The sequence below is a fragment of the Vibrio sp. YMD68 genome (assembly GCF_029958905.1).
In the GTDB taxonomy this organism is placed as follows: Bacteria; Pseudomonadota; Gammaproteobacteria; order Enterobacterales; family Vibrionaceae; genus Vibrio.
In genome coordinates, this window is sequence record NZ_CP124614.1 from 335,340 (window position 1) to 361,244 (window position 25,905).

General features: G+C 44.3%; 27 protein-coding genes. 10 read left to right on the forward strand and 17 right to left on the reverse strand.

Annotated features, from left to right (window positions below):
* Positions 1–10: 10 nt before the first annotated feature.
* The 6 genes from QF117_RS07625 to metK form a co-directional block, all read right to left on the reverse strand.
* Positions 11–574 (reverse strand): YqgE/AlgH family protein, encoded by a 564-nt coding sequence (locus tag QF117_RS07625; RefSeq protein ID WP_282388435.1) that lies wholly within the window; start codon positions 572–574, stop codon positions 11–13.
* 60 nt (positions 575–634) lie between these two features.
* Positions 635–1,582 (reverse strand): glutathione synthase, encoded by a 948-nt coding sequence (gshB, locus tag QF117_RS07630; protein ID WP_282388436.1) that lies wholly within the window; start codon positions 1,580–1,582, stop codon positions 635–637.
* Between the two features lie 13 nt (positions 1,583–1,595).
* Complete coding sequence (rsmE, locus tag QF117_RS07635; protein ID WP_282388437.1) at positions 1,596–2,327, reverse strand: 16S rRNA (uracil(1498)-N(3))-methyltransferase; 732 nt, start codon at positions 2,325–2,327, stop codon at positions 1,596–1,598.
* A gap of 182 nt (positions 2,328–2,509) precedes the next feature.
* A complete protein-coding gene (locus QF117_RS07640) occupies positions 2,510–3,001 on the reverse strand; it encodes a SprT family zinc-dependent metalloprotease (protein ID WP_282388438.1) in 492 nt (163 codons plus the stop codon).
* A gap of 196 nt (positions 3,002–3,197) precedes the next feature.
* Complete coding sequence (locus QF117_RS07645; RefSeq protein ID WP_282388439.1) at positions 3,198–3,995, reverse strand: DUF2189 domain-containing protein; 798 nt, start codon at positions 3,993–3,995, stop codon at positions 3,198–3,200.
* 277 nt (positions 3,996–4,272) lie between these two features.
* Positions 4,273–5,427, reverse strand: coding sequence for a methionine adenosyltransferase (gene metK / locus QF117_RS07650; RefSeq protein ID WP_282388440.1), 1,155 nt, complete (start codon positions 5,425–5,427; stop codon positions 4,273–4,275).
* Between the two features lie 342 nt (positions 5,428–5,769).
* On the opposite strand from metK, the gene tkt reads away from it, so the two are divergent.
* On the forward strand, positions 5,770–7,767 hold the full coding sequence (gene tkt / locus QF117_RS07655) for a transketolase (RefSeq protein WP_282388441.1): 1,998 nt from the start codon (positions 5,770–5,772) through the stop codon (positions 7,765–7,767).
* 133 nt (positions 7,768–7,900) lie between these two features.
* Positions 7,901–8,731, forward strand: coding sequence for a hypothetical protein (locus QF117_RS07660; RefSeq protein WP_282388442.1), 831 nt, complete (start codon positions 7,901–7,903; stop codon positions 8,729–8,731).
* A 65-nt stretch (positions 8,732–8,796) separates the two neighbouring features.
* Here the strand turns inward: QF117_RS07660 and QF117_RS07665 are convergent, their stop codons facing one another.
* The 5 genes from QF117_RS07665 to argR all read right to left on the reverse strand — a co-directional run bounded on the left by QF117_RS07665 (position 8,797) and on the right by argR (position 14,541).
* Positions 8,797–9,180, reverse strand: a complete 384-nt coding sequence (locus QF117_RS07665) for a DUF2061 domain-containing protein (RefSeq protein ID WP_282388443.1) — start codon at positions 9,178–9,180, stop codon at positions 8,797–8,799.
* Between the two features lie 249 nt (positions 9,181–9,429).
* Positions 9,430–9,867 (reverse strand): universal stress protein, encoded by a 438-nt coding sequence (locus QF117_RS07670; protein ID WP_282388444.1) that lies wholly within the window; start codon positions 9,865–9,867, stop codon positions 9,430–9,432.
* 114 nt (positions 9,868–9,981) lie between these two features.
* Positions 9,982–12,558, reverse strand: a complete 2,577-nt coding sequence (locus tag QF117_RS07675; protein WP_282388445.1) for a TRAP transporter permease — start codon at positions 12,556–12,558, stop codon at positions 9,982–9,984.
* Positions 12,559–12,772: 214 nt separating this feature from the next.
* Positions 12,773–13,741 (reverse strand): TAXI family TRAP transporter solute-binding subunit, encoded by a 969-nt coding sequence (locus QF117_RS07680; RefSeq protein ID WP_282388446.1) that lies wholly within the window; start codon positions 13,739–13,741, stop codon positions 12,773–12,775.
* Positions 13,742–14,070: 329 nt separating this feature from the next.
* Positions 14,071–14,541, reverse strand: a complete 471-nt coding sequence (argR, locus tag QF117_RS07685) for a transcriptional regulator ArgR (RefSeq protein WP_017034506.1) — start codon at positions 14,539–14,541, stop codon at positions 14,071–14,073.
* Between the two features lie 324 nt (positions 14,542–14,865).
* Here argR and mdh point away from each other — a divergent pair, with 324 nt between their 5' ends.
* On the forward strand, positions 14,866–15,801 hold the full coding sequence (mdh, locus tag QF117_RS07690) for a malate dehydrogenase (RefSeq protein ID WP_017038769.1): 936 nt from the start codon (positions 14,866–14,868) through the stop codon (positions 15,799–15,801).
* 160 nt (positions 15,802–15,961) lie between these two features.
* On the forward strand, positions 15,962–16,153 hold the full coding sequence (locus QF117_RS07695) for a hypothetical protein (protein ID WP_017034504.1): 192 nt from the start codon (positions 15,962–15,964) through the stop codon (positions 16,151–16,153).
* Between the two features lie 107 nt (positions 16,154–16,260).
* On the opposite strand, the gene ispB is transcribed toward QF117_RS07695, so the two are convergent.
* A complete protein-coding gene (gene ispB / locus QF117_RS07700) occupies positions 16,261–17,232 on the reverse strand; it encodes an octaprenyl diphosphate synthase (protein ID WP_282388447.1) in 972 nt (323 codons plus the stop codon).
* A gap of 268 nt (positions 17,233–17,500) precedes the next feature.
* Between ispB and rplU the strand changes: the two genes are divergently transcribed.
* The 6 genes from rplU to folA all read left to right on the forward strand — a co-directional run bounded on the left by rplU (position 17,501) and on the right by folA (position 21,353).
* Positions 17,501–17,812, forward strand: coding sequence for a 50S ribosomal protein L21 (gene rplU, locus QF117_RS07705; RefSeq protein WP_017038768.1), 312 nt, complete (start codon positions 17,501–17,503; stop codon positions 17,810–17,812).
* Between the two features lie 19 nt (positions 17,813–17,831).
* The gene (gene rpmA, locus QF117_RS07710) at positions 17,832–18,089 is read left to right on the forward strand and encodes a 50S ribosomal protein L27 (protein ID WP_017034501.1); all 258 of its coding nucleotides are present in this window, start codon (positions 17,832–17,834) and stop codon (positions 18,087–18,089) included.
* Positions 18,090–18,263: 174 nt separating this feature from the next.
* A complete protein-coding gene (cgtA, locus tag QF117_RS07715) occupies positions 18,264–19,439 on the forward strand; it encodes an Obg family GTPase CgtA (RefSeq protein WP_282388448.1) in 1,176 nt (391 codons plus the stop codon).
* A 142-nt stretch (positions 19,440–19,581) separates the two neighbouring features.
* Positions 19,582–20,349, forward strand: coding sequence for a threonine/serine exporter family protein (locus tag QF117_RS07720; RefSeq protein WP_282388449.1), 768 nt, complete (start codon positions 19,582–19,584; stop codon positions 20,347–20,349).
* Positions 20,346–20,843, forward strand: coding sequence for a threonine/serine exporter family protein (locus tag QF117_RS07725; RefSeq protein ID WP_282388450.1), 498 nt, complete (start codon positions 20,346–20,348; stop codon positions 20,841–20,843). The genes QF117_RS07720 and QF117_RS07725 overlap by 4 nt, the downstream gene beginning before the upstream one ends.
* Before the next feature lie 21 nt (positions 20,844–20,864).
* Positions 20,865–21,353, forward strand: a complete 489-nt coding sequence (gene folA / locus QF117_RS07730; RefSeq protein ID WP_282388451.1) for a type 3 dihydrofolate reductase — start codon at positions 20,865–20,867, stop codon at positions 21,351–21,353.
* Positions 21,354–21,445: 92 nt separating this feature from the next.
* Here folA and apaH read toward each other — a convergent pair whose 3' ends face one another.
* The 5 genes from apaH to surA form a co-directional block, all read right to left on the reverse strand.
* On the reverse strand, positions 21,446–22,273 hold the full coding sequence (gene apaH, locus QF117_RS07735; protein ID WP_282388452.1) for a bis(5'-nucleosyl)-tetraphosphatase (symmetrical) ApaH: 828 nt from the start codon (positions 22,271–22,273) through the stop codon (positions 21,446–21,448).
* Between the two features lie 9 nt (positions 22,274–22,282).
* The gene (apaG, locus tag QF117_RS07740; RefSeq protein WP_282388453.1) at positions 22,283–22,663 is read right to left on the reverse strand and encodes a Co2+/Mg2+ efflux protein ApaG; all 381 of its coding nucleotides are present in this window, start codon (positions 22,661–22,663) and stop codon (positions 22,283–22,285) included.
* A gap of 112 nt (positions 22,664–22,775) precedes the next feature.
* Entirely contained in the window at positions 22,776–23,582 is an 807-nt protein-coding gene (gene rsmA, locus QF117_RS07745) for a 16S rRNA (adenine(1518)-N(6)/adenine(1519)-N(6))-dimethyltransferase RsmA (protein ID WP_282388454.1), read from the reverse strand.
* A 29-nt stretch (positions 23,583–23,611) separates the two neighbouring features.
* Positions 23,612–24,604, reverse strand: coding sequence for a 4-hydroxythreonine-4-phosphate dehydrogenase PdxA (gene pdxA, locus QF117_RS07750; RefSeq protein WP_282388455.1), 993 nt, complete (start codon positions 24,602–24,604; stop codon positions 23,612–23,614).
* Positions 24,594–25,889, reverse strand: a complete 1,296-nt coding sequence (gene surA / locus QF117_RS07755; RefSeq protein WP_282388456.1) for a peptidylprolyl isomerase SurA — start codon at positions 25,887–25,889, stop codon at positions 24,594–24,596. Before surA ends, pdxA begins: the two co-directional genes overlap by 11 nt.
* Positions 25,890–25,905: the final 16 nt, after the last annotated feature.

A 25,905-nucleotide genomic window follows, 5' to 3' on the forward strand; every position in this document is an offset into this window, starting at 1 on the left:
GCGGGAGAGATTAAGCGTGCCCTGCTTGTGTGGATAGCTGCGCGGCATCTATTCCCAGCATCTGGACTGCTTTTCGCCAACGCTCATGGATGGGGGTATTAAAGATTACATCGGGATCGGCCTCAATCGTGAGCCAGGTGTTTTCTGCTAATTCAGTTTCTAACTGCCCAGCTTCCCAACCTGAGTAACCTAGAGCGATAACGTAGCTGCCTGGTTCAGCCTCTGTTCCTAATACCGCTAAGATATCTTTAGAGGTGGTGACAGAGATTTGATCGGTCATTTGAATGCTGGATTCATATTCATCCTTTGGTTGGTGGAGGATGAATCCGCGATCTTCAGAAACGGGACCGCCATTGAGAACCGGCTTATCTAAACTGTCTGTGCGGAGCTGAGGCTGGGTCGACTCAACATCGACTTTTTTCAGCATATTACCAACGGTAATATCAATCGGCGCATTGATCACTAATCCCATAGCACCGTCTTGATTATGTTCACAAAGATAGATGACTCGGTCCTTGAAATAGGGGTCTTCCATTCCAGGCATCGCAACTAAGAAGTGATTTGTTAGATTCATAACAACTCCAATCAGGAAGTGGGCAGAAAAACTGCCCAAATAACATTAGGTGTCTCAATATCAGGCTTTTAAGCGTCGCTCTATTGCGTCCATTAATTTCGCTGTGATTGATATATCAAATGCAGCTTCAATTTCTCGGATGCAGGTTGGGCTTGTGACATTAATTTCCGTCAACTTATCACCAATAACGTCTAAGCCTACAAAGATAAGGCCTTTTTCTTTGAGTGTCGGTGCAACAGCCAGTGCGATCTGTTTATCGGTTTCGCTAAGCGGGCGAGCTTCACCCCGACCACCGGCTGCTAGATTGCCACGCGTTTCTCCTTTTGCCGGGATTCTCGCTAAGCAAAATGGCATTGGCTCACCATCGACGACCAAAATACGTTTATCGCCATTGCTGATATCGGGTACAAAAGTCTGCGCCATGGCATAGTTTTGACCGTGATTGGTCAGCGTTTCAATGATGACTGACACATTGGGGTCGTTGGCTTTCACTCGGAATATAGAAGCGCCACCCATGCCATCTAATGGTTTTAAAATAATATCGCCGTGTTGCTGCTGGAACTGTTTAATCTTTTCTGCTTTTCGCGTCACAATGGTTGTTGGTGTGAGTTCAGGGAACCACGCGGTAAAGAGCTTTTCATTGCAGTCACGTAAGCTTTGTGGCTTGTTGACGATCAATGTTCCTTTTTCTTCGGCTCTTTCTAAAATATAGGTCGCGTAGATATATTCAGTATCAAAAGGTGGATCTTTACGCATTAGTACCGCGTCTAATTCAGATAGCTTGATGGTTTGTTCTGATTTAAATTCGTACCAACCGTTTGGATCTTCTTTAAGTTCGACGACTTTTGTGTCTGCAATCGCTTCACCTTGATCTAAGTGTAGATCATTCATTTCCATATAGTGGATTTCATAACCACGACGCTGCGCTTCTAGCATCATGGCAAAGCTTGAATCCTTCTTAATGTTAATGGATGAGATCGGATCCATCACAATACCCAGTTTAATCATTGAAATTCTCCAGTTAGCCAAGATCGCCAAAACGAACTTGTAAGGCGGTAATTGCGGTTAGAGCCGCTGTTTCGGTACGAAGAACTCGTGGACCGAGTAGCGTCTCTTCAAATTTGTATTGTTCTGTCATGCTGATTTCTTCAGCTGACAATCCACCTTCAGGGCCGATCAACAGGCGCACCTTATTGATCGGTTCTGGAAGGGTGTTTATTGAATATTTTGCACGAGGATGAAGGTTTAGCTTTAACGCTTTGCTGGGTTCGCTGCACCACTCTTCAAGTTGCATTATTGGGCGAATAACAGGAACCGTATTACGTCCACACTGCTCACAAGCGCTGATAGCGATTTTTTGCCATTGAGCTAATTTCTTTTCAAATCTTTTCGCGTCGAGTTTAACCCCGCAGCGCTCAGAAATCAGAGGAGTGATGGTGTTAACCCCTAACTCGACCGATTTTTGAATCGTAAACTCCATCTTGTCACCGCGAGAGATAACCTGACCAAGATGAAGATCTAAAGGAGATTCACTGCTGTGTTCCACTCGTTCAGACAGTTCAACACTTACTCGCTTTTTGGTGACTTCTTGGATGGTTGCTGGAAACTCGGCACCACTGCCATCAAATAGGATAACACCTTGCCCTGTCTTCATTCGTAAAACACGTCCAATGTGGCCTGCGGCATCGTCATCCAGATCAAGCATACCCAGTTGTAGAATCGGATGTGGGTGGTAGATACGAGGGGTTCTCATTGCAAGGTCCTAAGTGAAAAAGAGTTAGACCCTAACATGGATGCTTTTAGGGCAAAAAACAAGGTGTCACAGGGATTAAAGTCGTCATTGGTTTGTATGCCGGCTGTCTCTTTTGATTTTCTTGATTGGCTTCGATTCTGTGCGTTTAGTTCTCTGATTTTTTCTTTATGTCCTGCTCTTGCTTACCGCCCTGAATAGGTCAGTGTTTTCTGGCAAGATTGGCAACGATAGTTGGCTTGCTGCCTGACTACCTTGTTATGGCGTCGGATCGAGAGTGAATGTTGCGTGCAGCCACAGGTATATTCAAAGGTTTTTCCTTGAACGGAGCGTACTGAAAAGTTATGAGTTGTGTTGGCATTCAATCCAAATACCAGTGTCATCACCGATTGCCACTCTTTCCCGTGCGGTCTAACGCGGCCAAATTGATGGAATGTAATTAGGTGAGCAACTTCATGAGCGATCACATCATCTAAGAAAGCTTGCGGGTTTTCAGCAAAAAGAACCGGATTTAAACGGATTTCCCAGAGTTGAAGGTAGGCTTTTCCTGCTGCTTTACCACGGAGTTTATAGCTCAGTGTTGGAAGTTTGAATATGCATTGGAAGTATTGAGAGGCGAGGTCAACACAAGATTTTAACTTGGTTTGGGCACGGTAATGAAGTTCAAAATCTTCCACTGTCTTTCCTTGAAATAACGCACGATCATAATTGGTGTTGTTGATGAAGCTCTGTTAATGATGCTTTGGATGATAAAAAGCCCCAGCATGAAAGCTGAGGCTAAGATAATAGCATTAAATTTTATTATGTAAGTCATGCTATGAAAGCCGTATTTTAAAAATCATGTTTTGAAAATAAGGTCAATCAACAGCTAGGCTAGATGTTATGTTTCTTTTTGATGGTTTCGTGGTAACCATGCCAAGTGGCATACCCTAGAATAGGCATGGTGAAAAACATCCCTATACCGTAAGTGGCAAAGCCGATGAGAATCCCACCCGTAATCACTAGAGCCCAAACGATCATCGCGGGTATATTACTTTTGACGGCATTAAAACTCGAGAAAACCGCGGTCATAACATCCACTCGTTTCTCCATCATTAATGGGATAGAAAAGGCGGAAATACTGAAGATGATCACCGCAAAGACAAAACCGGCTATTGAGCCAATAATTAAAAATGGCGCAAACTCAGTTAGTGACGCTCCTTGTACTGCGGGGTAGAGAGCATGAATCAAAGCAGCAACACGCATCCAAAAAATCATAGCCACGGTGAGCAAAACGGCAAACGCCCACTGTGAAGTCGAGTTTCTAGTGATCGCTTTCATAGAGTGCATCAGGCTTGGCTGGTGGCCTTTTTCTCTTTCCCAACTGGCATCGTACATCCCGAGAGCAAGGAAAGGCCCAATCAGCATATACACAATCAAGCTAGGCATGACAACAAGGTGCGTACCTTGCCACTGTACGAGCAATACAATCCCTATAGCAGCAGCCATAAAACAGACGCCGTAGAACATACTGATGAGAGGCATTCGTATAAAATCATGAAGCCCGAGTGATAGCCAGTGAAAAGGTGCTGAAACGCTTAACTGATTACAGGGTAGAGTTCGAGCATATTCATTATCAGGAATTTTGTTATCTTTTGGTTCAAAATCTGTTGGGTTCACCGTACGAGGCATACACCCTCCTTGATCTATTCTCATGAATCGTAAATGACCTTGGTGGCCGACTGACGGTGTTGGAGTGACTCACTTGCCCGATTCTATATAAAGCGTCGATATAGAACTTCGATAACGAGCTTCGACCAAGAGAGTACATTTAACACTTTATTAACTATTGGTGTGAATAGAAAAAAACACAAATTATTTGATGAATTTTTAGCCAAAAATAAAAAGCCCCTGCAAATATGCAAGGGCTTAACGTATGTAGCGGTTAAACAGTTTATTTCATAACCGCTTATTTAATACCAGCAAAATCACGCAGCATTTCAGCTTTGTCCGTCGCTTCCCAAGGGAATTCTTCACGACCGAAGTGACCATAAGCGGCTGTTTGTTTGTAGATTGGCTGAAGAAGGTTCAGCATTTCTTGCAGACCGTATGGGCGTAAATCAAAGTTTTGGCGAACCGCTTCAACAATGATCTCTTGAGAGACTTTTTCAGTACCAAATGTTTCAACCATGATTGAAGTTGGATCTGCAACACCGATTGCGTAAGAAAGTTGAATCTCACAGCGGTCAGCCATGCCAGCAGCAACGATGTTTTTCGCAACGTAACGAGCTGCGTAAGCTGCAGAACGGTCAACTTTTGATGGATCTTTACCAGAGAATGCACCACCACCGTGACGAGCAGCACCGCCGTAGGTATCAACGATGATCTTACGACCGGTCAGACCACAGTCTCCCATTGGTCCACCGATGACAAAACGGCCGGTTGGGTTGATGAAGAAGTTCGTGTCTTTGTTGATCCACTCAGAAGGCAATACTGGCTTAATGATCTCTTCCATTACCGCTTCACGAAGGTCCGGTGTAGAGACTGAATCGCTGTGCTGAGTTGAAAGAACAACCGCATCAATACCGACAATCTTGCCCTGGTCGTACTGGAAAGTAACTTGAGATTTCGCATCAGGGCGAAGGAAATCGAGTTTGCCGCTCTTACGTACTTCCGCTTGCTTCTTAACCAGAAGGTGAGAGTAAGTAATTGGAGCAGGCATTAGAATTGGCGTTTCGTTTGTGGCGTAACCAAACATGATGCCTTGGTCGCCAGCACCTTGTTCTTTCGGGTCGGCTTTATCAACGCCTTGGTTGATGTCTGGTGATTGCTTACCGATCGTGTTGAGTACAGCACAAGAATCGGCATCAAAGCCCATGTCTGAATGGACGTAGCCAATTTCACGAACGGTTTGGCGAGTGATCTCTTCGATATCAACCCAAGCTGACGTTGTGATTTCACCGCCAACCATCACCATGCCAGTTTTTACATAAGTCTCACAGGCGACGCGGGCTTTTGGATCTTGTTCAATGATGGCATCAAGAACAGCATCAGAAATTTGATCTGCAATTTTATCTGGATGACCTTCTGAAACAGACTCAGAAGTAAATAGGTGCTTAGCCATGAGAGCTCCACTAATTTGATTGTTGATGATGAACGTTAGCATTCACCACAATAATGTTGGATAAATAATTGTAGGTGTTTCTACATCTAGACGTCCATTCTAATTTTGAACGAGTGAATTACAAGTTCTTTTTTGGATATATCATAACTAAACGTTTGCGTCTGAATATTGCTCTTTGATTCGGTGAATGTATGCCGTTGTGAAAATAGTTGTAAATTTGAGCGAAATCTCCAGTAAAACGTTTGCAGTAGCAGGGGGGCTTTGAGAGAATATGGCGCCTGAATTCAACGAATAATTCAGATCCTATAATTTTTTAAATCGCTTACGCACTCAGGAGCAGACATGCCTTCTCGTAAAGATCTAGCCAATGCAATCCGCGCACTTAGTATGGATGGTGTTCAACAAGCAAATTCAGGCCACCCTGGCGCACCTATGGGTATGGCTGACATCGCTGAAGTTCTTTGGCGTGGTCACTTGAACCACAACCCACAAAACCCAGAGTGGGCAGATCGCGACCGTTTTATTCTTTCAAACGGTCACGGTTCAATGCTGATTTACTCTCTGCTTCATCTAGCCGGTTACGAGCTTTCTATTGAAGACTTGAAAAACTTCCGCCAACTTCACTCTAAGACACCTGGTCACCCAGAGTACGGTTATGCTCCTGGTATCGAGACAACGACGGGTCCTCTAGGTCAAGGCATCACTAACGCTGTTGGTATGGCGATGGCTGAAAAAGCACTGGCGGCACAATTTAATAAAGAAGGCCACGACATCGTTGATCACTTCACCTACGCATTCATGGGTGATGGCTGTCTGATGGAAGGTATTTCTCACGAAGCCTGTTCTTTAGCGGGTACGCTTGGTCTTGGTAAGCTGGTTGCTTTCTGGGATGACAACGGTATTTCTATCGATGGTGAAGTTGAAGGTTGGTTCTCTGACGATACCCCTAAGCGTTTTGAAGCGTACGGTTGGCATGTCATTCCAGCCGTAGACGGTCACGATCCTGAAGCGATTAACGCAGCTATTGAAGCGGCTAAAGCTGAAACAGGTCGTCCGACACTTATCTGTACTAAAACTATCATTGGTTTTGGTTCGCCAAACAAAGCGGGCTCTCACGATTGTCACGGTGCACCACTTGGTCACGAAGAGATTGCAGCAGCACGTGAATTCCTTGGTTGGAATCACGGTCCTTTCGAAATCCCAGCAGATATTGCAGCAGAGTGGGATGCGAAAGAAGCAGGCGCAGCCAAAGAAGCTTCTTGGAATGCTAAGTTTGATGCTTACGCAGCAGCATACCCAGAGTTGGCGGCAGAATTTAAACGTCGAACTAACGGCGAGCTTCCAACGCAGTGGGAAGAGAAAGCAAACGCGATCATTGCTGATCTTCAAGCCAACCCAGCAAACATCGCATCACGTAAAGCCTCTCAAAATGCACTGGAAGCGTTCGGTGCTATGCTTCCTGAATTTATGGGTGGCTCTGCGGATTTAGCGCCATCTAACCTAACCATGTGGTCGGGTTCTAAGTCTCTGACGGCGGATGATTTCTCTGGTAACTACATCCACTACGGTGTACGTGAATTCGGTATGACGGCGATCATGAACGGTATCGCTCTGCACGGTGGTTTCGTACCGTACGGCGCAACGTTCCTAATGTTCATGGAATATGCTCGTAACGCGATGCGTATGGCGGCTCTGATGAAAGTTCAGAACATCCAAGTTTACACGCACGATTCTATCGGTCTTGGCGAAGATGGCCCTACTCACCAACCGGTTGAGCAGATCGCTTCTCTACGTCTGACTCCAAACATGAGCACATGGCGCCCATGTGACCAGGTTGAATCAGCCGTGGCGTGGAAACTGGCGATTGAGCGTAAAGATGGTCCTACGTCTCTAATCTTCTCTCGTCAAAACCTTGCACAGCAAGATCGTAGCGAAGAGCAAGTAGCAAACATCGCGAAGGGCGGTTACATCCTGAAAGATTGTGAAGGCAAGCCAGAGCTAATCCTTATTGCAACCGGTTCTGAAGTTGAGCTAGCGGTTAACGCGGCTGCTGAACTCACGGCTGAAGGCAAAAAGGTACGCGTAGTCTCTATGCCTGCAACTGATGCGTTCGACAAGCAAGACGCACAGTACCGTGAGTCTGTACTGCCGTCTGACGTAACAGCTCGTATCGCAGTGGAAGCTGGCATCGCTGACTTCTGGTACAAGTACGTTGGTTTCGGTGGCAAGATCATCGGTATGACAACGTTCGGCGAATCTGCACCAGCGGGTGAGCTATTCAAGATGTTTGGTTTCACGACTGAAAACGTTGTTAACACAGCAAAAGAGCTGCTGGCTTAATCGCACAGTAAGATATTTTGCTATTAAAGGCCTAGCTCGTTGCTAGGTCTTTTTTTTTGGCCGTTATTTAGCGGTTTATTTAGAACAGTGAATTCCCTATACTTTAGCAAACTTGATCTAGCGCAAACTTATTATGCACATCCCTTTAGCCGGTTTATGGCAGCTATCGCCACTGACTGACCTTTCTATCCCTCAAGATGATATTACTTTTCCAGGGCCACTCAGCGCGGTGTTGCCGAGTAACCTTTCGGAAGACGATATCTTGAAGCAGGAATGGCACCTAATGCATGATATTGACGTTGATGAAGAGATGTTGGCTAATTCAGCGGTAGATCTAGTGATATCAGGTATTGGTTATCATGCTGAAATTCGAATCAATGGAGAGGCCATTTTTGATTGTGACGACTTTCAAGAACACTATCGAAAAGATGTGCTTCCCTATCTTCAATTGGGGAGAAATCGTTTTGAAATTCTATTTCTTGAACCCGATGATGATTGGTTACTCGACGAAGAACACGATGACATCGGCAATCTAACCCCTATCGTATCGAATGACATTGAAGCTCGAATGGGGATTTGGCACACACCTTATTTAGAAGTCTTGCCAACCGTGCGTTTAGAGCGCGTGGAGACAGAACAAGTTTGCCATTTAGTGGGGGGATGTGAGTTCCTTGTACACTTACATTACGCAGTGTTCAAGCCAGGTTTACTTTCCGCTGAGATAAAATTCAATGGCATGACTTACCGTCTTCCCATTGATGTTAGAGCTTCAAAAGCGACGGCGATATTTCAACTTGATGCGCCAAAATATATTCAGCCAGGTGGAAGGTTGCTTGAGGGCGATTGTTACCAGTTAGATGTGCAACTTGAACAGGCTCAGCAAATTCACCAAATTGGATTAGTGAATGGCAGTGATGAAGGGACGACCTTGCATTATCAGCGTGAGATCCCACCTGTTTTCTAGGTGAGTTGTTTCGTTTATTGAACCTGTTTAATTGAACCGTTGAGTCCGTTCATTCATCGTCACGTTTAGTGAGCACAGTGCCATTGTGATGCATGCTTACGTTGCCATACTTTTTCATGGAAATAGTATGCACAGGTATTAAAAGCGGGCTCTACGGTTGCCATTATCCCACCGACTAACGCATCCCCCGTTAATAGATAAACCACACCAAATGCCACGTTGAAATGGACGACAGCAAAACTCATTGTTTTTATTTTTGTTGAGCGAGAAAAGCGTTGCAGTACTTGCCATTGATGCCATATTTTTTCGTGGAAATAGAAGGCAAACGTATTCACTGTAGGCTCGATCATCGCAATTAAGCTACCGATGAGAATATCGCCCGTTAAGATATAAGCGACACTAAAAGCAATAGTGAAGTGAATCGCGGCAAAGTTGAGTGTTTTTTTCATCAGTATTCTCAAATCAGTCATGGTGGGTACAGGACTATTATTGAGAATTATTATCATCAATTGAAGTGGTTATTACCTATTAGTCTCATCAGCCATTTCTATGGCAACGATCGGTGCCATTGCAGATGATCGTTATCAAAGCAAGAAGCGACAGATAAAGAAAAACGTAACCCTGGTGGAGAAGGTTACGTTTAGAGAAAATTACGACTAGATTTTTGTCGAGCTTATACCATGTAGGCGTTGTCACAATTAGCCTTGAGGCTTGATAACCATGACGTTAATTCGCGAGTTTTGTACCACTTTACTGGCGACAGAACCGAGCACTGCATGATCAAGCTTAGAGCGTTTATGGCTTGGCATAACAATGAGGTCGGCTCCCAGTTTTTCTGCGTACTCTAAGATGGTGGAATATGGCTTGCCCTCAGCGACATGTACTTTGTACACAATCTTGTCGTCAATGTGCTGTACAGCAAACTGTCTAAGTTGCTCTTTGACATCTTCCTTCATTTTTTGCGCGGCATCTTTCGGGAAATAGGTGGCCACCATCGACATATGTATCCCCGGCAATACGTTCAAAAGATGTATCTGCGCCTTTGAATGCTTAGCGTGCCAAACCGCCAATTCAACCGCTTTGTCTGAAAAGCCTTTATCATTTAAATCTACAGGAACAAGGATTTGTTTATACATTATTTTTACTCTTGATGTTTTTGGCCGATAGCCAAGCTAATCCTTTCAAATATTGGCCTTATCTCGCGGCAATCTAAAACGAAATAAGGCCATCTCATTATGTCATAACGCCCATTACGCGCTCAGCTGTTCCTTTCTAGCACGTCTTCGTTGGTTCAGTCCTAGGCCGATTAAAATCAATAGGGCAGGGACAAATACCCACTCTTTCATTGGACGATCCGCGTCTTGGACAATCCATTTAATTTCCCAATCAAAATCAATGCCTGCCGCTTCTGCTGGGCTGCCAAATTCAACCATATCAACAATCATTTGGTCATCATTTTGAGTCAGCATTAGACCCATTGAAGCAATGCGTTCTTCTGATGTCACCGCTCGATCTTCAAAAGGTAAACGCACCGTTCTTTCTAGGTAACGTCCTTCGATGTTCTCACCGGCCACTTGCATCTCAAGCTGCTGTCCAATATCGAGTTTTTCAGTAATCTCTGCAATCTCAACTCCTGGAGAGTAAACTTTAGCAGGGTATACCATATCCCACCAATAACCAGGTCTAAAGAAAGTAAAAGTTAATACGAGCAATAAAACGGTTTCCCACCATTTACTCTTAGTTAACCACCAACCTTGTGTTGCTGCTGAGAAAATCAATATCGCCACTATCGATGAGAAAATGGTTAAAGTTAAGTGCCACCAACTATCAATACCCATCAGTAACAGTTGAGTGTTGAAGACGAACATAAACGGTAAAATCGCGGTTCGTATGTCGTAGGTAAAGCCTTGAATACCTGTTCGTATTGGATCTGACTTTGCAATAGCCGCAGCTGCAAACGCTGCCAGGCCGACCGGAGGGGTATCATCGGCAAGGATACCAAAGTAGAAAACAAACAGGTGCACAGCGATCAAAGGAATAATTAGTCCGTGTGCTGCCCCTAGAGTCACGATGACCGGTGCCATAAGGGTAGAAACAACGATGTAATTCGCGGTCGTAGGTAGGCCCATTCCCAGAATCAAGCTGATAACCGCGGTGAAGAGCAACATAAGAATGATGCTACCACCTGAGATGAACTCAACAAAATCAGTCATGACAAGACCGATACCCGTCAAAGTCACTACCCCGACAACGGTTCCGGCTGCCGCCGTTGCAACACCAATACCAATCATGTTGCGCGCGCCGGATACCAAGCTCTCTGCTAAATCAACAAATCCAGCTTTTACTTGCTCAGAGACATCGCCTGACTGAGACATGATGGCCATCAGTGGACGTTGTGTGATTAAAATAAAGACCATGAACACGGTTGCCCAGAATGCAGATAGCCCCGGCGAAAATCGTTCGACAGTCAAACACCAAACCAATACGACGATAGGAAGCAGGAAATGCAGCCCTGATTTGATGGTAGGGCCAGGTTCTGGCACTTCCGTTAGTTCCGCATTCAGGTCCATTCCTTCATCGGCATATCGCGAGGAAATACGAACCAAGGCGACATAGGCTATCAATAGAGCAATGGTGATAATCGGGGTTGCGGCAGCGCCAAAGACATCTTTAGTCCAACCAACGCCGTAGTAAACAATCGCACTCATGACACCGAGGCCGATAATTGTACCAGTAAACGATAATAGGCTTTGAACCCATGTTGGAGTGTGACGACGAGGGAGGCCCGTCATGCCCGCTTTACACGCTTCTAAATGGACAATATAAATCAGTGCGATATAAGAAATTAAAGCAGGTAAAAGAGCCGCTTTGATAACTTCAACATAGGAAATGCCGACATATTCAACCATCAAGAAGGCTGCTGCACCCATAATCGGTGGAGTCAGTTGACCATTGGTTGATGCCGCAACTTCAACTGCACCCGCCTTGGTGCCCGGGAAACCCACTCGCTTCATGAGAGGAATGGTGAATGTTCCTGTGGTCACAACGTTGGCAATCGAAGAGCCGGAAACTAAGCCTGATAGTCCAGAAGCGACGACCGCCGCTTTTGCTGGACCGCCTTTCATATGACCCAGTAAAGAGAATGCGACTTTAATAAAGTATGCACCGGCTCCAGCGCGTTCTAGCATTGCACCAAATAGTACAAACAAGAAAACAAAGGAAGTTGAAACACCCAGAGCAACACCAAATACACCTTCAGTAGTTAACCAAAGGTGCGACATGGCTTTATTTAAGCTTGCGCCTTTATGGGCGATAACATCTGGCATGTGGGGTCCGCCAAATGTGTAAAGCAAAAAGACAGCAGCAACGACCATAAGAGGTGGGCCTAAGGCGCGTCTTGTGGCTTCCAAAAGAAGGATCATACCAGTCACAGCAGCGACGATATCAAACGTCGTGGGCGCCCCAGAGCGTTCGGCAAGCTCGGTATAGAAAAGATAGATGTATGCAGCGGAAAAACTGCCTGCTAACGCCAATAACCAATCGATAATGGGTATCTGATCCCGAGATGAATTCTTAGAAGCAGGGTAAGCGGTAAACGCCAAAAAAACGGCAAATGTGAGATGAATTGCGCGGGCTTGCGTGTCATTAAGTACTGCAAAATCAAAAATAAACGGTAGCGGAGATGCGTACCAAAGTTGGAACAGTGACCAACACAATGGAACAAACCAAAGAATACGCCCTGGAATGCCTTTCGGATTACGAGCGCCAGTATCGGCTTGTGCCACCATTTCTTGCACATCTTGAGACGGTGTTGTTGTCTGCGTCATGTACTTTGTCCTTATTATTGATGGTCTGGTTTATCTATAGTGCATTTTTGCTTGTGATTCGTTTAGTGAACTCACAGATGGAAGTCGACTTACACTGCATTAATGGTTGTAATTATAGATGTAAAACGAGGTTAGGTTTCTAGCAGTGATAATCTAGATAGGGTTGTAATAATCAAGGAGGCATGACGCCCCCTTGATGTACTCAGCTATTGATCTATTTTAGTAGACCCATTTCTTTGTAGTACTTCTCAGCACCTGGGTGAAGAGGGATTGAAATACCTGCTTTCACCATGTCTTCTTTCTGCAGATTAGCAAATGCAGGGTGAAGACGCTTAAAGGTATCGAAGTTTTCGAATACTGCTTTAGCAACATTGTACGCGATCTCATCAGAAACATCGGTGGTTGTTACCATTGTTGCAGCAACACCAAAGCTGTTGACATCACCTTCTGTACCACGGTACATGCCAGCAGGTACTGTGCTGTAAGCGTAGTATGGGTTGTCTGCTACAATCTTATCGATTTGAGGGCCAGTTGCTGAAACTAGCTTAGCATCACATGATGTCGTTGCTTCTTTGATTGATCCGTTCGGGTGACCAACCATATAAATGAAGGCATCGATTTTGTTGTCACAAAGTGCTTGTGAACGCTCAGAGCCTTTTAGCTCAGAGGCGAGTTTGAAGCTATCGTTAGTCCAACCTAACGCGTCCATTACCACACCCATCGTTGCACGGTCACCCGATCCTGGGTTACCGATATTAACGCGCTTGCCTTTCAAATCTTCAACGCCATTGATCCCAGAATCAGAGCGAGCGATGATGTTGAAAGGTTCGGTGTGTAATGAGAACATTGCACGTAGCTTATTGTACGGACCTTGTTCTGCAAACTTACTTGTACCGTTGTAGCCGTGATATTGCCAGTCAGACTGAACAACACCGAAATCCAACTCTCCGGCGCGAATGGTATTCACGTTGTAAATTGAACCACCAGTAGATTCGACTGAACAACGAATGTTGTGGTCTTTACGTCCTTTATTCACTAGTTTACAAATTGCACCGCCAGTTGGGTAGTAAACACCCGTTACCGAACCTGTACCAATTGTGATGAATTCTTGAGCGTTAACTGCGCCTGTGCCCATTACTGCTGCGGCAATTGCACCGATCTTAATAAGTTTCTTAAATGCCATGAATAATCCTTCCTTAATTCATTAGTAGCCTCAAAACAAGTGTAGTCGCTTTGAGAATTTCCTCGTTTGGAAACGGCATCTTTTCCAATCCGTACGCTGGAAAAGTGGCTGAATAATAGCAAAAAAAAGGAGAATAATTATATCAATGTTAAGAAATGTAGAGGAATAGACTGACTTGTGATCGATTGGTTAAAAGGCATTTTCGATTGGTTTTTTATTGATATCAATAATTTAAGCTGTTTATTTGGCTTACTTATGACATTCTTGAGATGTGAGCTTGGTCACGAATGAAAGCGTCATTTCGTGACCAATATAAATGGAAAACCTATTTAGCCAGTGTATTCGAAGAGATCACAGACGGATAAGAACAGCTGCTCTGTGGTTACCGATAGCGTAGGAGTGATGAATATTGTGTCGTCACCTGCGACGACGCCCAGTATACCTTCAGACTTTCCTAAGGAATCTAATAATCGTGCAATTAACTGAGCAGCGCCTGGACCTGTATGTATCACAACAATGGCCGCATTGCGGTCAATATCCAAGACCAATTCTCTAAGTGAACTGGAGACTGTGGGTACTCCGAGTTCAGCTGGCAGACAATACACCATTTCCATTTTCGCATTACGAGTACGCACGGCACCAAACTTGGTGAGCATGCGAGAAACCTTGGACTGATTGATATTCTCGAAACCCTCATTTCTCAAAGCATCAACAATATCGCCTTGAGAGCCAAATCTTTCTTCTTTCAATAGGGATTTGAAAGCTCGGACTAAATTATCTTGTTTCTCTGTATTGCGCATGATTTAGATTCTATGATTGGTCTGATAGTGAATATCTTCGCATAGCTATGCAGAATAATCCAAACCTTAGCCATTAATTCTGTCTAAGCGGTCACTGAACACTATTTTTCGATTGAGCCAAATTTAGGCGATAAGCCTTTGTCAATTAAGGTTATTAAATGCATAATTGGCGGGGCTTGTAGCACGTTTTTATTGAGTTGCGCTAGGTCGCAAAGATGACGTTAATCGATTGTAATCAAGATATGAATAATATATTTTTTATTCTAACAATCACAAAATCCCCTACATAACATTTATAAGAGATCCAATCTCAAGGAGACAACAATGAAAGTAGCCGTAATTGGTGCCGCTGGTGGCATTGGCCAAGCTTTAGCCCTTCTTCTTAAAAACCGCCTTCCAGCGGGTTCTGACTTAGCTTTGTATGACATTGCTCCTGTTACACCAGGAGTTGCCGCGGATCTGAGCCATATACCGACACCTGTTTCTATTAAAGGATATTCAGGTGAAGATCCGACACCAGCATTAGAAGGGGCTGACGTTGTCCTAATTTCTGCGGGTGTGGCTCGTAAGCCAGGTATGGATCGCGCGGATCTATTTAATGTCAACGCAGGGATTGTAAAATCGCTGGCGGAAAAAATTGCGGTAACCTGCCCAACAGCTTGTGTCGGTATCATCACCAATCCGGTAAATACCACAGTGCCAATTGCTGCTGAAGTTCTAAAGAAAGCGGGTGTTTATGACAAGCGTAAATTGTTCGGTGTCACCACGCTTGATGTTATTCGAAGTGAAACTTTTGTTGCGGCATTGAAAGATAAAGATCCTAGCGATGTTCGTGTCCCTGTTATTGGCGGTCACTCAGGCGTAACCATTCTTCCTCTCTTGTCTCAAGTTGAAGGTGTGGAATTTACTGCTGAGGAAGTTGAAGCATTAACTAAGCGTATTCAAAATGCAGGTACTGAAGTTGTAGAAGCGAAAGCGGGTGGCGGTAGTGCAACCCTTTCTATGGGACAAGCAGCGTGTCGCTTTGGCCTAGCGCTTGTAAAAGCACTTCAGGGTGATGAGTCTGTTATTGAATGTGCCTATGTTGAAGGCTCAGGTGAACATGCTCCATTCTTTGCTCAACCAGTTAAGCTTGGTAAAGATGGCGCAGAAGCTATTTTAAGCTACGGTGAATTGAGCGATTATGAAAAATCGGCTCTAGACGGTATGCTCGAAACGCTAAATGGTGATATTGAGATTGGTATCGAGTTTGCTAAGTAAATAAGTAAGCCCGTAAGTAACTATCACATCATTTGATCATCACTGATGAAGCCGACCATTATGGTCGGCTTTTTTGATCCTGGAACTTAATTCATCCGTATCTATTCTTGTAATACTAATCGCAGTCAGTAAGTGGATAGCAATAGCGGAGGAAAAATATATGGCCAGCGTACAAAAAGGTATGAATGTCGAGTATTTGGGACGTCTAGGAAAAATCTTAGTTATTGATGAACAAGAACAATATGCGTTAGTAGAGACATATAACGAACATGAGCAGTATGCCGTGCCAATGGAAGAGCTAGAAGAAATTGAAGCACATTTACCGCTATCTCTAGAAGCAAGTCGATACTAAATCATCTTCTGAGTGGATATACGCCCTAAAACAAAAGAGCCCGCAGGCTCTTTTGTGACTGATCATGTTTGTGACTGATTATGAAAATGTTCGAGGCAAGAGTCTGCTTATTTAGTGCGCTTAACAGCAAGATGAGCCAACGCAATTAATGCCTTCTTATAATCAGACTCTGGCAGTATAGAGAGTTGCTCGATGGCTTTGTCTGCTTCTTCTAGTGCTTTACTTGTCGTATAGTCTAAGGATCCACTTTGATCCATTGCAGCAAGGATTTCATCAAGACGGTCCATGCCATTCGAATGCTCAATGGCATCGCGTATCATCGCTGCCTGCTGGTCGTTGCCGTGACGCATAGCGTGGAGTAGTGGAAGGGTCGGTTTCCCTTCAGCTAGGTCATCGCCTACATTCTTACCCATCTCTTTACCATCAGAGGCGTAGTCCATCACATCGTCAATCAATTGGAAGGCCGTACCTAGGTATTTACCATAATTTTGTAGCGCTACTTCTACTTCCTTTGGTGCATCATTTAAAATGGCCCCAATTTGGGTTGCCGCTTCAAAAAGGCGGGCGGTCTTTGAGTAGATAACTTGCATGTAGCTTTCTTCAGTGGTGTTAGGATCATTACAATTCATTAATTGCTGAACTTCACCTTCTGAGATGACATTAACAGAGTCACTCATTAATTCGAGGATCCTTAACGATCCTAGCTTGGTCATCATTTGAAATGATCGAGTGTAGATGTAGTCACCAACCAAAACACTCGCCGCATTACCAAATGCCGCGTTTGCCGTTTCTTTACCGCGTCTCATGTCTGATTCATCGACAACATCATCATGCAGCAAGGTTGCCGTGTGGATAAACTCAATGAACGCTGCAGCGGTCGTATGAGCTTCTCCTTGGTAGCCTAAGGCGCGTGCTGACAAAATCGCCAACATTGGTCGTAAACGTTTCCCACCACCACTGACGATATAAAAACCAAGCTGGTTGATTAAAGATACATCAGAGTTGAGTTGGGCTTGAATTGTTTCATTAACTTTTGCCATGTCGTCGGCAGTAAGCGCTTGGATAGCTTTAAAATCCATTATAAATCCGGCTGAGGTTAGACCCTGTAAGGTGTTCTTATCTTCTTTAGTAGTCGAATAATACACTAAAAAACGTTGATTAATACATGACTAAAGGGCATGATTGCCGCACTTTTCTTTGGCGATTAGCTTTTCGCCAATTTTTTATAAATATGGCTTGTCATAGCCGCATGATTCCCGTAGAATCTGCGCCCTATTGATTAGTTTAGCGCACACCCGAGTTGTACAAATAACAACCAAAGGCTGTGCGGAAAAAGCGGAGTAAAATATGTACGCTGTTTTCCAATCTGGTGGCAAACAACACCGAGTTAGCGAAGGTCAAACCCTTCGTTTAGAGAAATTAGACGTTGAAACTGGTGCAACTGTAGAATTTGATAAAGTTCTTCTTGTTGCTAACGGCGAAGAAATCGCTGTTGGTGCACCTCTTGTTGAAGGTGGCAAAGTGACTGCGGAAGTAGTACAACACGGTCGTGGCGATAAAGTTAAAATCGTTAAGTTCCGTCGTCGTAAGCACTCTCGTAAAGAGCAAGGTCACCGTCAGTGGTTCACGGAAGTGAAAATCACTGGTATTAACGCTTAAGTATTAGGAGAGTTTAACAATGGCACATAAAAAAGCTGGTGGTTCTACTAATAACGGCCGCGATTCAGAAAGCAAACGTCTTGGTGTTAAGCGTTTCGGTGGTGAATCTGTTCTTGCAGGTAACATCATCGTTCGTCAACGTGGTACTAAGTTCCACGCTGGCACTAACGTTGGTATCGGTAAAGACCATACTCTTTTCGCTCTTACTGAAGGTAAAGTGAAATTTGAAGTAAAAGGTCCTAAAAACCGTAAATTCGTTAGCATCGAAGGCGAGTAATTAAGCGTTTGCTTAGTTTCTATTAGCTTTCAAGCTGAATTTAAAAGCCCTGCCAATTCGGCGGGGTTTTTTATTTATAGACGTTACATCCTAGACCCTAATAATCACTGGGATTTATGATCTAACGTCTACTAGACTAGTAGTGATTTCCCACGTGCATGAGTGGAGTTTAAAATGAAATTTGTTGATGAAGCAACGGTTAAAGTTGAAGCCGGTGATGGCGGCAATGGTACCGTAAGTTTTTGGCGAGAAAAGTTCATCACCAAAGGTGGTCCTGATGGTGGTGATGGCGGTGATGGCGGTGACGTTTATCTACAGGCTGATGAAAACCTAAACACCTTGATTGATTATCGTTTTCAGCGTTTTTACGACGCAGAACGCGGTGAAAATGGTCGCGGTGGAAACTGTACCGGTAAGCGCGGTAAAGACAAAGTAATGCGAGTACCAGTAGGTACGCGAGCAGTTGATATTCATACCAATGAAATTGTTGGTGAAGTGGCCGAACATGGCAAAAAAATCATGGTTGCTAAAGGTGGCTGGCACGGTTTAGGTAACACCCGCTTTAAATCGTCAGTAAATCGGGCACCTCGTCAGAAGACTATGGGTACCAAAGGTGAGGTTCGTGAACTTCGTCTTGAGCTATTGTTATTGGCTGATGTCGGCATGCTGGGCTTACCTAACGCGGGTAAATCAACGTTCATTCGTTCTGTCTCTGCGGCGAAACCAAAGGTTGCTGACTACCCATTTACGACACTTATCCCTAGCTTAGGTGTAGTGAGTGTGGTTCCTGGAAAGAGTTTTGTGGTTGCTGATATCCCTGGCTTGATCGAAGGCGCAGCGGATGGTGCAGGTCTTGGGATTCGATTCCTTAAGCATTTAGAGCGTTGTCGCGTTCTTATTCACATGATTGACATCATGCCAATTGATGAAAGCGATCCGGCACAAAATGCCCTAACGATCATCGATGAGCTAGAGCAATACAGTGAAAAACTTTCAGAAAAACCAAGATGGCTAGTTTTCAACAAAGTTGATCTAATGCCTGAAGAAGAAGCGGACAAAAAGATCCAAGAGATCATTGAAGCGCTTGCTTGGGAAGGGGATTACTTTAAAGTTTCAGCGATCAATAAAACAGGCACTCAAGAGCTTTGTTACAAACTGGCTGACTTTATGGAAGAGCTTCCACGTGAACTTGAAGAAATTGATGAAGAAGACAAAGTCGATTTCATGTGGGACGATTACCACAAAGATGCAATGAGTGGCGATAATGTTGTCACTGAAGATGATTGGGACGATGAAGATGACTGGGATGACGAAGAAGATGATGGACATGTTATCTACGTTCGTGACTAACCTGAGTTAATTCTTTATCGTTAGATACAGAACCGAAAACCGCAATGCTGTCAGGCTTTGCGGTTTTTTTGTGTCTAAATCATGTCGGTTAGTATGAATATTTGGCACTATAGCGATTCAAATCGTATTTTGGATAGGACTCATGGACGAACACCAACGAGCTGTCTCAAGGCTTATTGCTCAAGCTGGACAAATGTTATTGGCGCATGGTGCTGAAAGCACACTAGTTGGAAGCATCACACATAGAATTGGTATCGCGGCAGGCATGGATGAAGTCGAAGTTTCGCTATCGGCTAGCTCTTTAGTGGTGACAACCGTCTATCAAGATCACTGCATTACCACCGCGAGGCGAAGCCCTGACAAAGGGATTAATATGCGGGTGATTACTCAGATCCAACGTATTTGTATCATGCTTGAAAAAGGGATCGTTGATTGCGATCTTGCTCAAATGAAGCTTAATGACATCACCCCAGAGCGTTATAATCGCTGGTTGGTTGTGGTGATGATTGGTTTATCTTGTGCTTCATTCAGTCGTTTAGCTGGTGGGGACTGGGCGGTATTTATCATGACTTTTATCGCTTCCTCGGTGGGAATGATCGTTCGGCAAGAGATTGGCCACCGTCACTTTAACCCTATGGTTAACTTTTCTGCGACTGCCTTTGTGACAACGATTATTTCAGCCCAAGCCGTTTCCTTTTCTATTGGAAATCACCCTACTATTGTGATGGCATCATCAGTATTAATGCTGGTTCCAGGGTTTCCATTGATCAATTCGGTTGCCGATATGATCAAAGGCTACATCAATATGGGGATCGCACGATTTGTCATGGCCAGCCTATTGACGTTAGCAACGTGCCTAGGGATTGTTGCTGCGATGAGTGTCATGGATGTTTGGGGGTGGGGTTTATGATGACGGGGGTTATGGTGACTGAAAGCATGATGACGCTTTTATTAGGTTTAGCAAATGACATGCTATTTGCGGCCATTCCTGCTGTTGGGTTTGCTCTTGTATTTAATGTTCCGCAAAGAGCATTAGGCTATTGTGCGTTAGGTGGCGCAATAGGCCATGGTTCACGTTATCTCATGATGCATTTTGGTGTCCCTATTGAGTGGGCCACTTTTTTTGCCGCAACGCTGGTAGGCATGATCGGTGTTCATTGGTCTCACCGATTTTTAGCTCACCCAAAAGTGTTTACGGTCGCTGCTATGATTCCAATGGTTCCGGGTGTTTTTGCCTTTAAAGCCATGATAGCCATCGTGGAAATGAACCAATTGGGTTACTCCCCTGAACTTGTGGCCGTCCTGTTTGATAACTTTTTGAAAGCGATGTTTATTATCGCTGGGCTCGCGATTGGATTAGCGATGCCAGGCCTGTTATTCTACCGTCGTAAACCCATTGTATAGCAAACATTTAGGAACAAAGAGATGATCATTAGTATGATTGCCGCGATGGCTGACGATCGAGTTATTGGCAAAGATAATCAAATGCCTTGGCATTTACCTGCAGACTTCGCCTGGTTCAAGCGCAGCACTTTGGGAAAGCCGGTCGTCATGGGAAGAAAGACCTATGATTCCATTGGACGTCCATTACCGGGCAGGCAGAATATCGTGATCAGTCGAGATGAAAGTTTGTCCATTGAAGGGGTCGCCACGGTCACTTCGATTGAAGAAGCCTTGAAACAAGCCGGTGACGTTGATGAAGTGATGATCATCGGCGGTGGGGCCATCTATAGTGCGTGTCTGCCTATGGCAACGAAACTATACGTGACCTTTATTGATGCAAAAATTGAAGGCGATACTCAATTTCCTAGCTGGGGATCGGATTTTGAAGAAGGCTATGTCGAGCATTACACGGCTGACGAAAAAAATGCGTACGATATGAAATTTACAGTGTTAGAGCGAACGGTCTCGTAATAGCCATTGTAGTAAATAGCCTAACTCTTTGTTTAGGCTATTATATTTTTAATCATTTTCACTCATTTTTCTCATTTTCCATTAGTTGATAGCTAATGGTTTAGTCTTTTAAGAGCTGGTTGCTCAAAATACTGTTTATCTTCCCAGCGTAACATGGTTAAACTTCCTCCCCACACGCAACCCGTATCCAGACCAATCACCTTCGAATCACTATATCCTTCTAAAGCGGCCCAGTGGCCAAAGATAATGGTTTTGTTGATATCGACTCGGCTACTTAACTTAAACCATGGGATTAACTCGTTATTACAGCTTTGATCTGAAGGGCTTGGGGGGAGTTTGCATGCCATGTCTAGGCTTGCATCTGAAAAGCAATAGCGCATTCTTGTGAGAGAATTAATGCTGTAGCGATAACGCTCGATCCCTTGTAAATCGGGTCGCCATAGTGATGGGGTGTTACTGTACATATTTTCAATCAGCCATGGCCACTGCTCGCTTTGCAGAATGTTCTCCACTTCTTTTGCAGAAGCTCTTGCTTGAGCTAAATCCCATTGAGGTGAAATACCAGCATGGGTCATTACAAAGTCTTCATGTTCAGCCAAGAGTGGTTGGTGTCTTAGCCAGGTAAGAAGTTCTTCTTTATCAGCGGCTTCAAAGATGGGGGCGGTCTTATCTTTGTCTTTAACTCTATGAATACCTAGAGAAACAGCCAATAAATGCAGATCATGGTTCCCCAGAATAACTTGCGCAGAGGAGCCTAAGCTTTTAATGAACCTGAGTGTCTCAAGAGATTTTGGCCCGCGTGCAACAAGATCACCCGTAACCCATATGTTATCTGTTTTTGGATCAAAATTAACTTGCTTGAGTAGGCATTGAAACTCATCCAAACAGCCCTGAAGATCACCAACAATATAGGTAGACACAAAGATTCCTTAGTTGAGAATATTGGGAATAGCGAGACGAAAAGGGCTAATCTCGGTGGTGAATTTATGACCGTCATGATCGATAAAAATATAGTGCCCTTGCATGACGCCGACAGGTGTTTCTATTGTCGTTGCGCTGGTGTAGGTATATTCATCGTTGCTTTTAATCTTTGGCTGCTGACCGACGACGCCTTCCCCTTCAATGGACATTTGTTTTCCATTGGCATCGGTAATTAACCAGCGTCGGCTTAACAGTTGGACGGCTTGGGGGCTCAAATTTTTTATCGTGATGAGGTAAGCGAAAACGTAGTCATCCTTGCTTGGTGTCGATTGCTCTTCTACGTATTTGGTTTGTACTTGAATATTGATATTAGGAATCGGCTCAATCATGATCACTCCCGATCAGTTTGTGCGCTTATAAAACTCAGCCCCTATCTTTTATATTGGTAAAACTCTTAATGTGTAAAAGTCTTAGTGGTAAAAGACAGAGGCCAAATAGAGGCTATGAATGGTTAGCGTCTAACCAGTTTGCCATACCAACAAACTGCTCTAAAGTTAGATTTTCAGGACGCATACTTGGATTTACCCCGAGCTCTTCAAGTGTTTCTTTACTCATTAGGCTTTTATAGCAGTTACGTACGGTTTTACGTCGTTGGTTAAACCCTTCACGACATACACGATCAAGCCACTTTAAGTTCTTAGCGGGATGAGGAAGAACCTCATAGGGCGTTAGGCGAACCACAGCAGAATCAACTTTAGGTGGTGGAACAAAGGCGGTTGGCGGAACTTCAAGTACCGGCGTAACTTTACAGTAGTATTGCGCCATGACCGTTAGTCGACCATAGGCTTTGCTGCCAGGGCCTGCCGCTAAACGGTTAACCACTTCTTTTTGAAGCATAAAGTGCATGTCTTGGATGTCTTTATGAAACTCGAAAAGGTGGAACATCAATGGCGTTGAAATGTTGTAAGGTAAGTTACCAAAAATACGCAGTTTATTATTGGGTATCACCAATTGCTCGAAGTCGAACTTCATTGCATCGCCTTCGTGAATCGTCAGCTTGTCTGCTAAGTCTGGATGATTACGCAGACGTTCAGCAAGATCTCTATCCAATTCTATGACGGTAAATTTATCGACGAGTCTGCCAACAGGCTCGGTAATAGCGCCAAGGCCAGGGCCAATTTCTACTAGATTCTGACCTGGTAGAGGGTTTATGCCTGAAACAATCCCATCAATAATATAGGGATCGTTTAGGAAGTTTTGACCAAAACGTTTTCTCGCTTTGTGCCCCAAGTGGACATCATTTCTCATATTTTTCTCGAATTTCGTGCTTTATCGCATCAATTAGGTTGTTTATCGACCAATTCAATCGCGTGAGTCAGTGCTGTTTTAAAGCTCCCTGTATCCGCATTGCCAGTCCCTGCAAGATCGAGAGCGGTACCGTGATCGACCGATGTTCTTATAAAGGGTAGACCAAGAGTAATGTTTACGGAACGGCCAAAACCTTTGTACTTAAGTACAGGGAGAACTTGGTCGTGATACATTCCTAATACCGCATCAGCTTGTTGTAAGTATTTCTCATTGAAGATAGTGTCGGCAGGCAGTGGCCCAATGACATTAATCCCATCTTCTTGACGAATTTTATTCAGTGTTGGTGTAATGGTTTCTATCTCTTCACGGCCAAGACACCCATCTTCACCCGCGTGAGGATTTAACCCACAGACATAGATAGATGGATTCTCAATGGCAAATTTTTCAACCAAATCTTGATGAAGAATACGAATGACTTTTTCAAGCCTCTGCTCTGTCACCGCTTGAGAAACGTAGGCTAAGGGAATGTGTGTCGTTACAAGCGCAACGCGCAACCCTTCCGTCGCCAACATCATCACCACAAGAGGGGTATTTGACTTCTCGGCAAAGAACTCGGTATGCCCACTAAAAGCAACACCAGCTCGATTAATCACCCCCTTGTGAACAGGGCCGGTGACAATAGCATCAAATTCACCATTCATACAGCCTAAAGCCGCTCTTTCTAGTGTTTTTAATACATAATGGCCATTCGCTTCATTCAGCTTTCCTGCTTCGCATGGGGCATCAAGTGCGATATGGTCAACAACCAGTGAGCCGGAGTTTTGCGGCTCAATATCGAGAGAGTCGGTGTAATCAATCAGCTGTACATTTATGCCAAGCTGGTTTGCTCGTTGTTCAATGAGATTCTTGTCGGCACAAACGACGATTTGATGGTTCCAATTTTCTTGTGACAACGCTAAAACGAGATCGGGCCCAATACCAGCAGGCTCTCCAGCGGTGACCACGATGCGTTTAATTGTCATCTTGTTCTTCCTCTACTACTTCAACAAAGGCACTGGCACGTAACTCTTGGACCCAAGCGCTGGCTTCTTCATTAAACTTACGGTTAAACAAAATGCCATAGGCTTTATTTTTTAAAGCCGAATCGGTTCTGTCCACTTCACGGCGATCAATTACCTCAACAATATGCCAGCCATGAACGGTTTTGAAGGGTTCACTGATTTGCCCGACGGGAAGCGTTTCAACCTGATACTTAAACTCCGGCACATACAGATCTGGAGTTTGATAGCCTAATTCACCATCTTGTACCGCAGATCCTGGATCTTGACTGTATTGCTGAGCCAGTTCTCCAAATGTCGCTTCTCCAGCCGCGACTTTTCTAGTGATTTCTAAAAGATCTCGTTGCACACCTTCATCGCTCAAAATCACGGTCGGTTTAATCAAAATATGGCGCGCATTGACTTCAGTCACCGCGACAACTTCTAGACCTTTTACATCATCAATTTTTAATATGTGGAAACCGATACCGCTGCGGAACGGCCCAATGATGCTGCCCTTGTTTTGCAGTTTTATTTGATCAGCAAAAATCGTTGGCATCTCTTCCTTGCGCATCCAACCCCAATCGCCGCCTTCTAGCGCTTTCGGGCCTTTTGAATAGGTGTAGGCCATGGTTTTAAAATCGGCACCATCTTGTAACTGCTGAACCAATTCATTGGCTTGCTTTTCTAGCTCTGATTTTTCTTGATCGTCATTGAAACGAAGCTGAATATGGCTCACTTGATACTGAACTGTGGCATTGGTTTCTTGCGCTAAAATATCCGCCAGGTTATCCACTTCTGCAGGAAGAATGTTAATGCGACGTCGTACGAGTGCATTTCGTGCCTCACTAGCGGCGATCTCTTTTCGTACTTGTTCACGAAAGGCCGCGTAAGTGAGCCCTTCAGCCGTCACTGATGCCGTCAGCTCTTCAATGCTTTGTTGGTTATTCTTTGCGATATCCGCAATCGCTTCATTGAGGCGGTTGTCATCAATACGCACACCAAGACGTTCTGCTTCTTGCTGTTGAATGGTATCAATGATCAGTTTTTCTAATACCTGCTCGCGCAAAATGTCTTCAGTGGGAAGGGCTTGTTTGTTCTCTTTAGCGTTGGCTTTGAGAGTTTTAAAAGCGGTATCAATATCGCTTTGCAGTACCACACCTTCGTTGACAATAACGGCAATTTTATCCAGTGCCACAGGCTCTGCAATTACACTTGCTGCACTCAAACTAGTGATGGTGCCTAGCAGGATCTGTTTCCACAGTTTCATTTTCTTTCCTATAAAT

Bases quoted from the DNA above. Each gene is read 5' to 3' on its own strand.
- QF117_RS07725 (WP_282388450.1), top strand. From the start codon at position 20,346: ATGATGACGGGGGTTATGGTGACTGAAAGCATGATGACGCTTTTATTA.
- QF117_RS07695 (WP_017034504.1), top strand. From the start codon at position 15,962: ATGGCCAGCGTACAAAAAGGTATGAATGTCGAGTATTTGGGACGTCTA.
- QF117_RS07670 (WP_282388444.1), bottom strand. From the start codon at position 9,867: ATGTATAAACAAATCCTTGTTCCTGTAGATTTAAATGATAAAGGCTTT.
- QF117_RS07625 (WP_282388435.1), bottom strand. From the start codon at position 574: ATGAATCTAACAAATCACTTCTTAGTTGCGATGCCTGGAATGGAAGAC.
- QF117_RS07665 (WP_282388443.1), bottom strand. From the start codon at position 9,180: ATGAAAAAAACACTCAACTTTGCCGCGATTCACTTCACTATTGCTTTT.
- mdh (WP_017038769.1), top strand. From the start codon at position 14,866: ATGAAAGTAGCCGTAATTGGTGCCGCTGGTGGCATTGGCCAAGCTTTA.
- QF117_RS07660 (WP_282388442.1), top strand. From the start codon at position 7,901: ATGCACATCCCTTTAGCCGGTTTATGGCAGCTATCGCCACTGACTGAC.
- rplU (WP_017038768.1), top strand. From the start codon at position 17,501: ATGTACGCTGTTTTCCAATCTGGTGGCAAACAACACCGAGTTAGCGAA.
- cgtA (WP_282388448.1), top strand. From the start codon at position 18,264: ATGAAATTTGTTGATGAAGCAACGGTTAAAGTTGAAGCCGGTGATGGC.
- gshB (WP_282388436.1), bottom strand. From the start codon at position 1,582: ATGATTAAACTGGGTATTGTGATGGATCCGATCTCATCCATTAACATT.
- argR (WP_017034506.1), bottom strand. From the start codon at position 14,541: ATGCGCAATACAGAGAAACAAGATAATTTAGTCCGAGCTTTCAAATCC.
- rsmE (WP_282388437.1), bottom strand. From the start codon at position 2,327: ATGAGAACCCCTCGTATCTACCACCCACATCCGATTCTACAACTGGGT.
- rpmA (WP_017034501.1), top strand. From the start codon at position 17,832: ATGGCACATAAAAAAGCTGGTGGTTCTACTAATAACGGCCGCGATTCA.
- QF117_RS07720 (WP_282388449.1), top strand. From the start codon at position 19,582: ATGGACGAACACCAACGAGCTGTCTCAAGGCTTATTGCTCAAGCTGGA.
- metK (WP_282388440.1), bottom strand. From the start codon at position 5,427: ATGGCTAAGCACCTATTTACTTCTGAGTCTGTTTCAGAAGGTCATCCA.
- folA (WP_282388451.1), top strand. From the start codon at position 20,865: ATGATCATTAGTATGATTGCCGCGATGGCTGACGATCGAGTTATTGGC.
- surA (WP_282388456.1), bottom strand. From the start codon at position 25,889: ATGAAACTGTGGAAACAGATCCTGCTAGGCACCATCACTAGTTTGAGT.
- QF117_RS07680 (WP_282388446.1), bottom strand. From the start codon at position 13,741: ATGGCATTTAAGAAACTTATTAAGATCGGTGCAATTGCCGCAGCAGTA.
- QF117_RS07645 (WP_282388439.1), bottom strand. From the start codon at position 3,995: ATGCCTCGTACGGTGAACCCAACAGATTTTGAACCAAAAGATAACAAA.
- ispB (WP_282388447.1), bottom strand. From the start codon at position 17,232: ATGGATTTTAAAGCTATCCAAGCGCTTACTGCCGACGACATGGCAAAA.
- tkt (WP_282388441.1), top strand. From the start codon at position 5,770: ATGCCTTCTCGTAAAGATCTAGCCAATGCAATCCGCGCACTTAGTATG.
- rsmA (WP_282388454.1), bottom strand. From the start codon at position 23,582: ATGAGAAATGATGTCCACTTGGGGCACAAAGCGAGAAAACGTTTTGGT.
- apaG (WP_282388453.1), bottom strand. From the start codon at position 22,663: ATGATTGAGCCGATTCCTAATATCAATATTCAAGTACAAACCAAATAC.
- pdxA (WP_282388455.1), bottom strand. From the start codon at position 24,604: ATGACAATTAAACGCATCGTGGTCACCGCTGGAGAGCCTGCTGGTATT.
- QF117_RS07675 (WP_282388445.1), bottom strand. From the start codon at position 12,558: ATGACGCAGACAACAACACCGTCTCAAGATGTGCAAGAAATGGTGGCA.